Annotated in this window: 9 protein-coding genes; 4 read left to right on the forward strand and 5 right to left on the reverse strand. The window is 59.4% G+C overall.

The genetic code is table 11. The features are described 5' to 3' along the window. The first annotated feature begins 190 nt into the window (after positions 1 to 190). The gene (locus HU715_RS08055) at positions 191 to 379 is read left to right on the forward strand and encodes a hypothetical protein (protein ID WP_186705709.1); all 189 of its coding nucleotides are present in this window, start codon (positions 191 to 193) and stop codon (positions 377 to 379) included. Positions 380 to 388: 9 nt separating this feature from the next. On the opposite strand, the gene HU715_RS08060 is transcribed toward HU715_RS08055, so the two are convergent. Further along, positions 389 to 769: a fe2+ zn2+ uptake regulation protein gene (locus tag HU715_RS08060; protein ID WP_186705708.1), complete on the reverse strand. Its 381-nt coding sequence runs from the start codon at positions 767 to 769 to the stop codon at positions 389 to 391. Between the two features lie 295 nt (positions 770 to 1,064). On the opposite strand from HU715_RS08060, the gene pvdQ reads away from it, so the two are divergent. Further along, on the forward strand, positions 1,065 to 3,413 hold the full coding sequence (gene pvdQ / locus HU715_RS08065; protein ID WP_186705707.1) for a bifunctional acylase PvdQ: 2,349 nt from the start codon (positions 1,065 to 1,067) through the stop codon (positions 3,411 to 3,413). A gap of 177 nt (positions 3,414 to 3,590) precedes the next feature. Here pvdQ and HU715_RS08070 read toward each other — a convergent pair whose 3' ends face one another. Beyond that, positions 3,591 to 4,589: a FecR family protein gene (locus HU715_RS08070; protein ID WP_186705706.1), complete on the reverse strand. Its 999-nt coding sequence runs from the start codon at positions 4,587 to 4,589 to the stop codon at positions 3,591 to 3,593. 177 nt (positions 4,590 to 4,766) lie between these two features. Beyond that, complete coding sequence (locus tag HU715_RS08075) at positions 4,767 to 9,578, reverse strand: dermonecrotic toxin domain-containing protein (RefSeq protein WP_186705705.1); 4,812 nt, start codon at positions 9,576 to 9,578, stop codon at positions 4,767 to 4,769. 220 nt (positions 9,579 to 9,798) lie between these two features. Between HU715_RS08075 and HU715_RS08080 the strand changes: the two genes are divergently transcribed. Both HU715_RS08080 and HU715_RS08085 read left to right on the forward strand, forming a co-directional pair. After that, entirely contained in the window at positions 9,799 to 10,830 is a 1,032-nt protein-coding gene (locus HU715_RS08080) for an Ldh family oxidoreductase (RefSeq protein WP_186705704.1), read from the forward strand. Between the two features lie 125 nt (positions 10,831 to 10,955). Beyond that, on the forward strand, positions 10,956 to 11,669 hold the full coding sequence (locus HU715_RS08085; RefSeq protein WP_186705703.1) for a GntR family transcriptional regulator: 714 nt from the start codon (positions 10,956 to 10,958) through the stop codon (positions 11,667 to 11,669). 316 nt (positions 11,670 to 11,985) lie between these two features. Here HU715_RS08085 and HU715_RS08090 read toward each other — a convergent pair whose 3' ends face one another. Then, positions 11,986 to 12,936: a PDR/VanB family oxidoreductase gene (locus HU715_RS08090; RefSeq protein WP_186705702.1), complete on the reverse strand. Its 951-nt coding sequence runs from the start codon at positions 12,934 to 12,936 to the stop codon at positions 11,986 to 11,988. Continuing rightward, entirely contained in the window at positions 12,933 to 14,018 is a 1,086-nt protein-coding gene (locus HU715_RS08095) for a Rieske 2Fe-2S domain-containing protein (protein ID WP_186705701.1), read from the reverse strand. The genes HU715_RS08090 and HU715_RS08095 overlap by 4 nt, the downstream gene beginning before the upstream one ends. Between the last annotated feature and the right edge of the window lie 252 nt (positions 14,019 to 14,270).

Here is a 14,270-nt window from a genome sequence, read left to right on the forward strand (position 1 = left end):
CAGTCCTGACTGTATCGGCCTGGGGTGATGCAGCTTTAGAGGTTAGTCGGTCAAGGAATAAACGAGGGGATTGCACGAAGACTCGCCTTCGGCTGTACCATGATGCCCCCTTGGCAGCCCGTCACTCCGGCAATACGGTATGGACCTGGCAGCCTTCGGATACAGAACGGATACATTCAGGAAATTGGCAATGACTCATTCGCAACGTTTGAAATACTCGATTCTGATCGTCCTCGTCGTCCTGGCAATCATGCTGGGGCTGTCCTGGATGCAGGGCCAGGGCATGATCAGCGAGCAGCTGTTTCAATACATCGCCATTGCCGTGGCGGTCATCGTGGTGGTGATCAACGGCGTGATGCGGCGCAAGGTCAAGCCCTGAGCGCCGGGTTCAATCCTCGGCCTCGAGCACGGCCATCGCGCTGGGGTGCAGGCGGTAGCTTTTATCGGGGTTGAGGGTCACGACGCCCTCGCTGCACAGGCGCTTCAACACCTCGCGCACGCTGAGAAAGGACAACGGAATGTCCAGCCCCAATAACTGGCTGTGCACACCACGCACGCCCAGGCAGCGGTTTTCGTGGGCGGCCTTGAGCAGCGCATCGATGACTTTGAGGCGAATCAGGCTGGTCCTGAGCCCGAAGCTCTTGAGCAGGCGCCTGATGTGGTCGTTGCCGCCGCGCTCTGGCGGCCTGTCGAATTCACGGTGGGTGGCGTTCAGCGAGACGCCGGTCGGCCTTGGCTTGCCCTCCATGGGCAGTTGCGCGTTACGCATGCAGAAACTCCTTACCAGCCTGATCAGAAAAGGTCACGAATACTCTCCTGTTATAGGACGAACGAGGACGGGCAATCATGAAGGCGGTGATGTGAAAAAATTGCCCCGGCTTCGTCAAACCCCCGTGCTCAAGCGGCGCCAGGCCATTAATTTTTTTTTATCCGGTTCGTTTTCAAGGTAGGCACATTCCGGTTCAGCATGCGGTGTGTGATTTCCCAGGCGGGCCGAGTGTTGTCTACAGGCGCAGCGGTAGCCGTCCTGGTTTTTGCGGTTTTCATCAGGAGTGAACGTGAGAATGTCCGGGCAGTTATCGAGGGTTGGCCTTGCAGGCGCTTTTCTAGGGATCGCCCTCGGGCTCAGCCCTGTGGTCAATGCGCAGGACGATGGGGCGCAGGCCAGTGCCGAGATCCGGCGCACCCGTTTTGGCGTGCCGCATATCCGGGCTCAGGACGAGCGTGGGTTGGGTTATGGCATCGGCTATGCCTACGCCCAGGACAACCTGTGCTTGCTGGCCAATGAGATCGTCACGGTCAACGCCCAGCGCTCGCGTTATTTCGGGCCCGAGCAGGTCACGGTCGAACAGCGGGAGAACCGCGTCAGCGACCTGTTCTTCAGCTGGCTCAACACGCCGCAAGCGGTCTCCGGTTTCTGGCAGGCCCAGGCGCCTCAAGTGCAGCAATTGGTCGAAGGCTATGCGGCGGGCTACAACCGCGCGTTGGCCGAGCACAAGGCCAAGGGCCTGCCCGAACAGTGCGCCAGCGAGTGGGTACGGCCAATCACTGCGCTGGACTTGGTCAAGTTGACCCGTCGGTTGCTGGTGGAAGGCGGCGTCGGCCAATTCGCCGAAGCCCTGGCGGGTGCGCAACCGCCCCAGGCGACCGCGCTCGCCGCCGCTCCGGCCACGAGTTTCGCTGCCGCCGCGACCCGGCAGCAGCGTTTTGCCCTGGAGCGCGGCAGCAATGCCCTGGCCATCGGCAGTGAGCGCTCGTTCAACGGTCGTGGGATGTTGTTGGCGAACCCGCATTTTCCGTGGGTGGGCGGCATGCGTTTCTACCAGATGCACCTGACCATTCCCGGCAAGCTGGACGTCATGGGCGCGGCGCTGCCAGGCCTGCCGATGATCAACATCGGTTTCAGCCAGCACCTGGCCTGGACCCACACCGTCGACAGTTCAAAGCATTTCACCCTGTACCGCCTGCAACTCGACCCGAAGGACCCGACCCGCTACTTGCTCGATGGCAAGTCCGTACCGATGAGCCAGCAGACGGTCACAGTGGACATCCAGCAACCCGACGGCCAGGTGCAGACGGTTTCCCGCGTGGTCTATGGCTCGCAGTTCGGCCCGATCGTGCAATGGCCCGGCCGACTGGACTGGGATAACCGGTTCGCCTACAGCCTGCGGGACGCGAACCTGGAAAACGATCGGGTGCTGGCCCAGTGGTACGCCATGAACAAAGCGGTCACGCTCAAGGACTTGCAGGCCGCCGTCCATAAAATCCAGGGCATTCCCTGGGTCAATACCCTGGCGGTGGACGACCAGGGGCAAAGCCTCTACATGAATGTGTCGGTGGTGCCGAACGTCGATGCCGACAAACTGGCCCGGTGCAGCGATCCCAGGGCCGGATTGCAGATGATCGTGCTGGATGGTTCTCGCAGCGAATGTGCCTGGGGCAGCGATGCCAAAGCGGTACAGGAGGGCATTTATGCCGCCGACAAGCTCCCGCAGTTGCTGCGCCGTGATTATGTGCAGAACTCCAACGATTCGGCGTGGATGGTCAACCCGGCGCAGCCATTGTCCGGTTATTCCCCGTTGATCAGCCAGCACGGCAAGCCACTGGGGCTGCGCGCGCGTTTTGCGCTGGAGCGGATGGGCCAGTTGGCCAAGGCCGGGCCGGTGAAGGTGGAGGATTTGCAACACATGGTCATGGACGATCAAGTTTACCTGGCTGACCAGGTGATGCCGGACCTGCTCGGCGTATGCGCCGGTGACCTGCGGCCCGATGCTTCGGCATTGGGCGAGGTCTGTGCCAGCCTCAAGGCCTGGGATCGCAAGGCCGGCCTGGACAGCGGCTTGGGGTTCGTGCATTTCCAGCACATCATGGACCCGTTGCAGGCGCTGCCTGATTCATGGCGTGTTGCGTTCGACCCCAACGACCCGCAACACACCCCGCGCGGCCTGGCGATCGAGCGACCGCCCGTGCTCAAGGCCGTGCGCGAAGCCATGCTGGCTTCGGTGGCGGCAGTGAAGGCGGCCGGATTGTCGAAGGACAGCCGATGGCAAGACGTCCAGGTGGCCAGCAGCGGCGGCCGACAGACACCGATCCACGGCGGCCCCGGGGAGTTGGGCATCTATAACGCAATCCAGAGCGTGCCGGGGGCGAACGGCAGGCGAGAGGTGGTCAGCGGTACCAGCTACCTGCAAGTGGTGACGTTTGACGATAAAGGTCCACAAGCCCAGGGGCTGTTGGCGTTCTCCATTTCCAGCGACCCTGCTTCGCCTTATTCGGCCGACCAGACCCAGGCGTTTTCGCAGAAACAGTGGAGTGTGCTGCCCTTCACCGAACAGCAGATCAAGGCTGATCCGCAGTATCAGGTCCTGATCATCCGTGAGCGTGATGAGGCGGGTAGGGTGGTGACGCAATAACCGCTGTTGTACCTGAGGCGTTCGGCAAACCCGTGGCGAGGGAGCTTGCTCCCGCTTGAGCGCGAAGCGCTCACAAAATGGGTCTGCTGCGCAGCCCAGCGGGAGCAAGCTCCCTCGCCACAGGTTCGTCATTCCCTTTAAGTGAACAGAATTTAGGTCCCAAAGGGGCCTTTTCAGTTATTGAGCCGGCCGTTGCCCAATGGAATTGAGCACCGGGTTGCCATCCTTGTTCTGCGTCAGGTAGACCGGCAGGACCTTCGGCAACGAAGCCACGAGGTTCTGCACTTCGCTGATGTTGTACACACCGCCGACACGCAGGCCGCCGGTGCTGTTGTCAGCGAGCATGACGGGACGCTCGAGATAGCGGTTGATCAGCGGCAGCGCGTCGCTCAGGGCAAGGTTATCCAGCACCAACTTGCCGTTGCGCCACGCCAGCGAGCTGTCGTTGGGATCGGTCTCGCGGACTTGCGGTTGGTGGTCGCCCGCCTTGTAGCTCGCTTGCATGCCCGGCGAAAGTTGCAGGCCGTTGTGGGTGAGCGCCTGGTTACTGATGACCTTGACCGAACCTTCCACCAGCGTGACCCGTACCTGGTCCTGGTACATCCAGACGTTGAAGCGCGTCCCGGTCACCCGCACCTGGCCTTGGCCGGCGCGCACGACAAGCGGATGTTGTTTGTCATGGGTGACGTCAAAAAACGCCTCGCCTTTTTTCAACGTCACCCGGCGCTCGTTTTTGTAGTTGGCGAAGGTCAGCTCGCTGCCGAGGTTGAGTTCGACCTGGCTGCCGTCGTCAAGCGTGATCTGGCGGACGCTCGTGCCGGCTTCGAATCGCTCGTAGGAATTGGCAACCCAGCCCAGATTCCAACCGGTGTAGGCGGCCACGGGCAGGCCCACGACGAGCACTGCGGCGGCGACAGCCAACCGGCTCCAACGCGACCGGGGCCTGGACGCTGGGGCGGGGGCTGCTGGCTCGACGCGCGGAAGATGATCGGCAACCGCCCAGATTTCCAACATGGCTTCGTATTCGAAAGCATGCAGCGGATCGGCATCGTGCCACTGCTTGAACGCCTGCCGCTCGGCATCGGTGCAGTCGACGGCATGCAAACGCATGCACCAATGGGCTGCGGCATCGGTAATGGCGTCGTATTCGGCTTCCGAGAGCGTATGTTCGGTCATTGATTCGTCCTGGTTTGCCGCATTCTAACCTTCGGCATGAGCTGCCGAGAACTGCTGTCATGGCGTTTGCGCATCAATGAGCCTGTTTTTTCGCTCGAACCTGGGTCATGGCGTACCGTCGCATACCTGGCGTGAAAAAAAGATCAACAGCCCTTGCCCGGATCAGGACACCGCAAGTTATCGAGAGGAACGCACATCAAGTTGCCGCCCCAATTCACAAATCAAGAGGGTGATGGAGTCGGCGTTGCGTAGTATGACGTCGATGCGCGTGTCCGGCAAAATCGGGTCGAGGAATGCGTCACGTGCTTCATTCATGTTTTTGGCGCCGGTTATTTTCAGGATTTCCCGGGCGGTCCCCTTATAGACGGACAACAGCTCAATGCCCTTGAATGTGTTATCAGTCTCGTCCCATTGCGTAAAGAGTTTTGATTTTGGAGTGTTCAACGAAAGCCCATTCTGTTGCAGCTCCTTTTGTGTTTCGTATTTCTCCCTCCCTAGATAAGTGGCGGTTGAAATCAAGTCCAGGAACGGCATCGGCGCATCCAGGTAGATGATATCGATCGTATTGAAAAGCTGATGGGAGATTTCATGGATGAACGTCGCTCCTTGGGCATGGGCGTCGACGTTGAAGGACTCTGGTACGACGGACCTATACCAATCCAATCCCATTTCGAAGAAAAACTGAGTGATATAAATTCTCCCGACGGCTGCGGGTTCGAGCACAAAGGCTGTCGCCCTGTCTTCCAGGTGTTTAAGGGTGCCGACAACGATGCGATCCGCATTCATTTGCTCCCAGGCGGGGTTGGCCAATGCCTGGCATATCGGCGAAATCGCGTTCTCTATTTTGCTAATGAGGCGGGCATCGACGCTGCTCACTCCAAAAAAAAATCTAAGGTATCGATCCAGCCGAGAGCCCGGAAGAACCTGCTGTTTGAGTGCGTGGAGATTTTGAAGGGCATTGAACGAGTAAAACCTCGCGGTTTCCAAGGCCTGCACGATCGCATTGGCCCGGAACGGATATTTCCTGCGTATCTCGGCCATGCCCCGTGCCTCAATATTCAGTGATCCCTTGGCCTTGAAGTCGCTATAGGTAATGGCCATCTTCGACCCGGCCTTGCCAAATCGGATGGTTTGGCGCTGTGGATCGATTCCCCACGTCCGGCCATCCGCCGATTTTTTCAATAAAGGCCCTTCGCCGTGTTCGTGAATGATTCGCCAGGTCTGGCCGGCTTTTGCCACTTGATAGACCTTGCCGGCGAGGGGGACAAAAAACTTGCCATTCGCCACGGCCTTGTAGACCCCTTCGGTCCAGTCCAGCTGGAGATTCGAGAGGCTCACGTCCGAGGCTTCGAAGACCTGAAGGTCGGTGCGCATAGCAGCCGTGCAAGCGATGTCCTTCCAGCTTGTCGCTGGCGTAGCACTTTCAGGAACCGGTTCGATAGGGTCGAGAATACCGAAGGTATCGCCGCGATTCAGGAAACCAAGCGACACCATCTCCGCGGCGCCCGCGATGAAGTTGTGCAGGCCTGTTTTCCAGTCATGCTGTTGCAAGGCTTCGGCTGAGCCCTTGAAGTCCTGATAGCTCTCCCACAGCGTTTCCAGGAATGTCAGTTTGGCCGGTAACTGTCTTCCCAGCATCCTGACCCCGGAGCTGAAGGCATGGAGAACCGTTGCCCAGTCAAATTGACGATGGTCCTGGTTTTGCGCGGTCAGCATCTCTGCCAGTAATGCGGTGTTGTCCTCATACAGCGTATGCAGAATATTTGTATTGATGGGGTTGAAGCCCAGGGTCACTTCCGATTGCGTTGCGCGCGTGGACGCGAAGAGATTCTTGAATGTGGCTTGTTGGCCCTGGGGAAGCCGGCGAATCAACAAATCCTGGAGTGCACCGGGTGTATTGAATGCGGCAACGATGCTGGCTTCATCCTTGAACTCATGTAATTGATTACCGTCATGGTAGGGCGAATACAAGACGTGAGGGCTGGTTGCATCGCTAGTCGAGCTGAATAGGTAGAGCCCCAGCGCTTTGATCGCGGCACCGCCTTCGGTTTTGATCAACTCCAAAGGGCGGAAGAATGCGTTGGCGCCTTCGACCGCTTGACGAGCGATGGCATCCGGCATGTCCATTACTTGCCGGACCAGGTCGAACGCCCTCGGAGAAAGATGCTGCTGTAGATACCGCGCATGAGCGTATTGCAACAATTGCCAAGGGAGCTGCTGGCGAAAGCGCCGTTTTCTCGGCTGAGTATCCGCAGGGCTGCCGGAAAGTGCTTGGGTTACATGGTTTTTATAGGTGGTCGGGATTTCCAGCGACAACAACATTTTCCGTACCGCCGTCTCGTCCAAGCCAACGGGTAACGGCTGCGTGGAGGTTGACGAAACCTTGAAGCCTTTTTCGGTCACATCGACGTGATGCAAGGCAAAGTCAGTCAACGAACTAGCTGGCCCCACGATCGCCAGGTTGGGCGTGATCTGGATAGTTTCAGGGTCCAGGTTTTTCCGAGGAAAGCGCGCGTCCAATAGCGTGTGCAGTTTTTTTTGCACATAAGTTCGCAGGGGCTCGATACCATCCAGGTAGTCCTTGCCATCGGACACGCTGTTTTTATATTGCTCGAGCACTTCTACGTGCAGGCGCTTTTCTTCAAGGGATGCCGTGCCAAGCCAGGCAGGTAGTGTCTGCTGGCGTTTATTGGCCTGGGCGATAGATGTGACGTGTTTCAGATTGGTAGGCGCCCCTTTGCTCACGAGTGCCTGAAGACTTTTGACCAATGCCGGTCCGGTAAGCCGCCAATCCCCGGCTTTTAATGTGCTCAGATAGCCATATTCGGCCTCAAAGTGCTTGATAAACGAACTCATCCGATTCAGCAGCACATTATTTTCGATCAGTTCATACGCATGGAGTTGGTAGCGTCTATGTGGCAGGCGTTGAGGCGCCGTTAGATTCTCGAGTAAAGCAAAGCGTCTTTGCGAATCGAGCAGGTCTCGGTTCAATTGCCGGGTGGCCACCTCGACGCAAGGAAAAGCCTGCAAGCCATCGGCGGGCGTCCAAAGAATCGCCATGCCTGAGTGGGGCGTATCGAGTCCTCCACGCTCGGTTAATAAAAAACAATGGGCGAGAGGCAACTGAATCGTTCGGCCTTCTTCACTGCAAGCGAGCGTCAACGAATAGACATCCGGCCGAAAGCCCCTGACGGCTTTACGCTGCGAACGGTCCGGGTACTCGGCGTCATAGGCAAAAACCGTACTGATCAGCTCATGGGCAATCGACGGCAGGCTCGAATCCAGTTCCCGGAGTTCGGCCTCGGCGCGGATACCCACAGAAAAAACATTGGTCAGTTCGGCCAGCAGCGGCCTGAGCCGGTTGTGCAGCGAAGCGTTCGGGGAGGTCGGTAGCTGACTGAAAAGTCCGTCGAAAGCCTCTTCCACGTCGGTATAGCTCTTGATCTTTGTTTCCAGTTGATCGGCCATGAAATTGGATGGGCGCAGCTCTCCATGAAACGCGGGATGAGTGCCCCAATGCCCGGCGGTTGGCTGATTCAAGAGGCTTTTGTGAATGAAAGGACGTATATCCAGAGCCTTGTCGATGAGCGAATGAATGTCGACATCGGCCTGGCGAGACATTTCCAATGCGTAATGGAAGTTATTCTTCTGCTTCTCGATGATCGCGCTTGCCAGGGTGTCGGCCACCGGCAAGTCCAGTGGCTTGCCCGAAAGCTGCGGCTCATCGAAGTGCAGGAAGCGGTTGCGCTCTTCCAGGCTCAGGAGGCTATAGATTTTTTCCTTTTCTGCGCTGCTGGCGGATTGACCGAACAGCCTGTCTTTGAAACCTGAATAGTTGCTTATCTTTTGAAAACCTTCGAGGGGCGTATAAAGATAATGTCCCTTGGCGCTGATCATCATGGAACCGGCAAGCTCCACGTAATTCGGTTCATATTCCCAGAGTCGAATCGTTTCGATGAACATCAATGTCTCGTCTCGCCGAGACGATCGGAATAGCCGAAACAGCTCACGACTCTGCTCATCCGTCAGTTGTCTTTTCTCCCGTTCGATCACAATGCACGCCCATAGCTCATCGTGAATGACGCGAGACAAAAGCTTGCGTCGTGACATATAGAAAGACGCCGTGCGTCCCTCCCAAAAGGCGTCGATATAGCTGATCAGCGTCGGAATCAGTGTTTTGGCCGTGTCCCTTATGAAGTTTTCCCATTGCTGCGCCGAGTAGAACGATGCCAGTGTGCCTGGATGAGTCAGGTCGATGTCATACCCGGCCGGCCAGCCCTGATGATGGAAGTAGTCCAGGACTGCCTCGCTCAGCGGAATGCTTTCAGTTACCGGGATTGCCTTTGGATCCGCCGGATGGGTTCCCTTGGTGAATGCCAAGCGGATTTGCCGATGATCCAGGCGTGGCAACGCTTCGTTCAATACTTGATCAAGCATTGATCTTAACGAGGGCAGTTGGATCAGCTCATTCACCAAGGCCAGGGCATTGATGCTCTGCGCGCTCTCGATGGACTCGATCTGGGCCCTGAAAATATCCCCGTCGATGATTTGCCTGGTTTGTCTGATGTCGGTGGTGCTGTTCAATTCGCTGTACTGGGAAATCGACAGGAGGCGAAACAGATCGTCGCGCTGCGCAGTGTCCTGACGCATCCGGTCAATCTCTTCTTCGAGGGATGCCCGGTTGTCGAACTTTTCGATTCCACCACTTGGCGTATAGAGGAACGCCGGGGCGGTGCTGGTTTGGCTACCGTTCGACGAGGCGCAGAGGGCGAAACAGCCGGCCAGTGCAATGGGTGGTTTTTCCTCTGCTTGCAACAGAATCGTTTCGGCGAACATCGTCGGCGTCTGCGCCGCGCGCTGGGCATGGCTGGGCAGGGAGACATGGTGCAACCAGTCGAGGTCGGCCTGGGTCAGCCCGTGGGGAGCGGTCAACTCGTCCGGGCGCTTGGCGTTCAGGACCTCGGGAAATAGCAGGGGCGTGGTGGTCATCGTTGCTTCTCGATCAAAGGCGCCGCAAGACGGCGCGAAGGGGCAGAAGCAGCCAGACTAGGCAACGATGGATGGACAAAGGTGGTACATAGTTATTGCACGCCGGGCTTCTTTGGTCTGCGGCGGGGAAGGATTGGCAGTGCGCGCCTGAAACAGTGTTTAATCACCGGGCGGGTCCTTTACGCTGTTGCTACCTCCAACAATCATTCTGGAGCTTCAGATGTCTGCGCCATCCGATCATGCCGCTTCTTGCACCTTGTCTTTCGATGCTTTGGTGAGTTTGCTGGAGAAGATTTTCCTGCGTCATGGCACCTCGACCGAAGTCGCTCGGTGCCTGGCCGAAAACTGCGCCGGGGCCGAGCGCGACGGTGCTCATAGCCATGGGGTGTTTCGCCTTCCCGGTTATGTCTCGACGCTGAACAGCGGTTGGGTCAACGGCGAGGCCGTGCCGGCGGTCGAAGACGTCGCCTCAGGGTTCGTCGCGGTGGATGCCGGCAACGGCTTTGCCCAGCCAGCCCTGGCCGCCGCGCGCGCCTTGCTGGTGGAAAAGGCCCGCAGCGCCGGGATCGCCGTCCTGGCCATTCGCAACTCCCATCACTTCGCGGCGCTCTGGCCGGATGTCGAGCCGTTTGCCTACGAAGGCCTGGTGGCGTTGACTGTGGTCAACAGCATGACGTGCGTGGTGCCCCACGGCGCGGACCGTCCGTTATTCGGCACCAATCCCATTGCCTTCGCCGCGCCACGGGCCGACGGTGAGCCGATCGTCTTCGACCTGGCCACCAGCGCCATCGCCCACGGCGACGTGCAGATCGCGGCGCGCAAGGGCGAGTTGTTGCCGCCCGGCATGGGCGTGGACAGCCTCGGCCAGCCGACCCGCGACCCCAAGGCGATTCTTGAAGGCGGTGCGCTGCTGCCATTTGGCGGACACAAGGGCTCCGCGTTGTCGATGATGGTCGAGTTGCTGGCGGCGGCGCTGACGGGGGGCAACTTTTCCTTCGAATTCGATTGGAGCAATCATCCGGGCGCCAAGACGCCGTGGACCGGCCAGTTGTTGATCGTGATCGACCCCAGCAAGACCGCCGGGCAAGACTTCGCCGAGCGCAGCCGGGAATTGGTCAGGCAGATGCACGGTGTCGGGCTGCGGCGGTTGCCGGGAGACCGTCGTCACCGCGAGCGCAGCAAGGCCAATGAGCAGGGGATTACTTTGGACGAGCAGACCTTGGCGCAACTGCGGGGACTGGCGGGCGTTTGAACCGTCAGCGGTGGCAGCCGGCCTGGTTGCCACCGTTTTCATCACGGGCCGGTCCCTGGCGTTGCCGTGACACGCTGGGCCAAGCCTTCTACTATGACGGCTTCTTTTTTTCTGGAATTGCCTGGATGAGTAAGCCCGGCCAAACGGTGCTGGTTGCGCTGCGCAAGATGATCGCTTCGGGCGAGCTGGCCGCTGGCGAGCGCTTGATGGAAATCCCCACGGCCGAGTTGTTTGGCGTTTCGCGCATGCCGGTGCGCATGGCCTTCCGCACCCTGGAGCAGGAAGGGTTACTGGTGCGTTTTGGCGGGCGCGGTTTCCAGGTGCGTTCGGTCAGCGCCGAGCAAATCGCTGGGGCCGTGGAGGTGCGTGGCGTGCTGGAAGGCCTGGCGGCACGGCAGACAGCCGAGCATGGTTTGTCCGAAGAGGCCCGCGCGACGCTTGAGCAATGCTTGGTAAAGGGCGATGAACTGTTCGCCAAAGGCTATGTCACCGAGGACGACCTGGAGGTCTATCACGACCTCAACATGCGCTTTCACCAAGTAATCGTCGAAGGCAGCCACAACCCGGCGATCGCCGATGCCCTGGCCCGCAACGATCATTTGCCATTCGCCTCAGTCACCGCCCTGGCGGTGGATCGTCAGAACATGGCCGGTGAGTTTCGCCGTTTCAACTATGCCCATATGCAACACCATTCCGTGTTCGACGCACTGATCAACCGCCAGAGCGGCCGCGCCGAGGCGATCATGCGCGAGCATGCCAATGCGACCCTGCGCTACGCCGAGGTGTTCGGCTCGACACTGGCTGATGAGCGAATGAAGGTGATCCTGCGTTCGGAGTGACCGCCTCGGCGGCTGGTGATTGCAATATTCGTATCCACTCCAAATCCCCTGTGGGAGCGAGCTTGCTCGCGAAAGCGGAGGGCCAGTTTGCGGTGATGTTGGATACCCACAAGGTATTGGGAACCGCACGGTCCTGTGGCGAGGGAGCTTGCTCCCGCTGGGGCGCGCAGCGGCCCCAAAAAAGCGATGAGCGCTGCGCACTCAAGCGGGAGCAAGCTCCCTCGCCACAAAAGCTTTCCCAGCCATCACGGCACAGATTGATCCACGGTAAACAACGTGGAGCAAGCCCACCACAGGGTTCCCTGTTGTTCGGATGTTAGAGGTCGAGGACCAACACCGGTGTTTTCGACCTGGAGCAGCACGGGGTGAACTGGTCGTTGCAGGCCTGCTCAGCTTCGGTCAGAAACATGTCCCGATGTTCCGGCACACCTTCCAGTACCCGCGTCAGGCAGGTACCGCACACGCCTTGTTCACAGGAGATCGGGATCTCGATGCCGTGGCTCTCCAGCACCTGCACCACGCTGCGGTCCGCCGGTACGTCGAACACCTGGCCACTGCGGGCGAGCTTGACCGAAAAGCTGCCATCGGCGCGGGTGTCGGTGGGGGCGGCGGCGAAGTATTCGCGGTGCAGGCAGTCTTCCTGCCAGCCCTGGCTCTTGGCGGTGTCGAGGACGTGCTGCATGAAACCACCGGGTCCGCAGACGTAGAGGTGCAGGTCGCTATCGGGGGCGGCCAGGACCCTGGCGGCGTCCAGCAGGGTTTCGGGTTCTTCATCGAAATGCAGGAACACCTGGTCAGCGTAAGGGGACTGGCGCAGGCGTTCGACGAAGGCCGCACGGTCCCGTGAACGGGCGCAGTAATGCAACTCGAACGCCGCGCCGCTCTGGGCCAGGTGCTCGGCCATGCACAGGATCGGCGTAATGCCGATGCCGCCGGCAAACAGCAGGCTGCGCCGGGCGTGGGGAGCGAGCGAAAACAGGTTGCGCGGTTCACTGATGTGCAAGCGCATGCCGGGCTGGATCTGTTCGTGCAAGCTGCGCGAACCACCGCGGGACGCCGGGTCCCTGAGCACGCCGATGAGGTAGCGATGCCGTTCCTCGGGATGGTTGCACAGTGAGTACTGGCGAATCAGCCCGCCGGGCAAGTGCACATCGATATGGGCACCGGCGGTGAAGTCCGGCAATGGCTCGCCGTCGATTCGGCTCAGCTCGTAGCTGCAAATATCGAGGGCTTCGTTGTGTCGCGCCGTGACCTGGACTTCGATCATGGCCGTTGCTCCGCCAGTTGCGGCTGATGAGTGCTGGCGATCAACCCGGCTTGAGCCTCGCGCTCCCGTGCGATCCAGCGCTCCAGCACCCGCCGGGACTGCACGCCACCGGCATCGATGTTGAGCTTGAGCAGGTTGCGCTGTGGATGGTCCAGCAGGTTGCGCTGTTGGCGTTCGAGCATTTCCAGGTCTTCGCTGAAGATCTTGCCCTGGCCTTCGCGAATGGACGCGGTGAGGGCTTCATCCTGCGGCTGGAAATGCCGGGCCATGCCCCAGAAGTACCAAATCGAGGTCTCGGTTTCCGGTGTGATGAAATCCACCACGATGCTCGACGCCTTGAATTGCGGTGCAGCGTGATAGCCGCCATTGCCGGCATGGGCCACGCCCACTTCGATCAGCACATGGCTGGGCGGGGTGAAACGGCAGATCTGCCAGCGATCCACCGGCACGTCATCGGCCAGGTTGTTGCCGCGCAAGGCCATGCGCCAGAACGGCGGGGCCATGATGTTTTCCATATGGCGAGCGGTGACTACTTCATCGCCCTCGACGGTGGTTACCGGCGGCGCTTCGTCGATTTCCTTCTGGCCGATGCTCGAGGCGTGGACGTAGGTTTCGTGGGTCAGGTCCATCAGGTTGTCGATCATCAGGCGGTAGTCGCACTGGATATGGAACAGACCGCCACCGTAGGCCCATTCATCGCTTTCGGCCCACTCCAGATGATGGATTTGTGCCGGGTCGGCCAGCGCCTGGTCACCGGGCCAGACCCAAATGAAACCGTAGCGTTCCTGCACCGCAAAGGTCTTGTTGCAAGGGAATCCCCGTACCCGTTGCCCCGGCATCTCGACGGTCTTGCCATCACTGCCCATCACCAAGCCGTGATAGCCGCACACCAGATTGCCGTTTTCGACGTAGCCCAAGGAAAGCGGGGCGCCGCGGTGGGGGCAGAAGTCTTCCACGGCTGCGACCTTGCCTTCGTGCCCCCGGTAAAAAACCATCTTCTCACCACAGATCTGGCGACCCAGGGGTTTGTCGGCGATTTCATCGGGGGTGCAGGCAACGTACCAGGCGTTCTTGGGGTACATGACGGATCTCCAGGCGGATTGTTCTTGTTTGTGGATCCATTAACTCTCTTAACTAATTTGATTGTCAATGATTTTGCTGGGGGTGTGGACGATTGGTTGTGTTAGTGGATCCATTGGAGTGGGCGTAGGGGCTCGTGTCAGGCGCAGCGGGTCGCCAGCAACCGGGCTTCAATGAACTGCCGCAAGTGCGCTATGGTTCGCAGAACGAAAATTCCTCGACCTGCCGGGCGGGCGCTTGATTGTCTCGCGGGC

Origin of the sequence: Pseudomonas zanjanensis, from assembly GCF_014268745.2 — a bacterium.
GTDB lineage: Bacteria > Pseudomonadota > Gammaproteobacteria > Pseudomonadales > Pseudomonadaceae > Aquipseudomonas > Aquipseudomonas zanjanensis.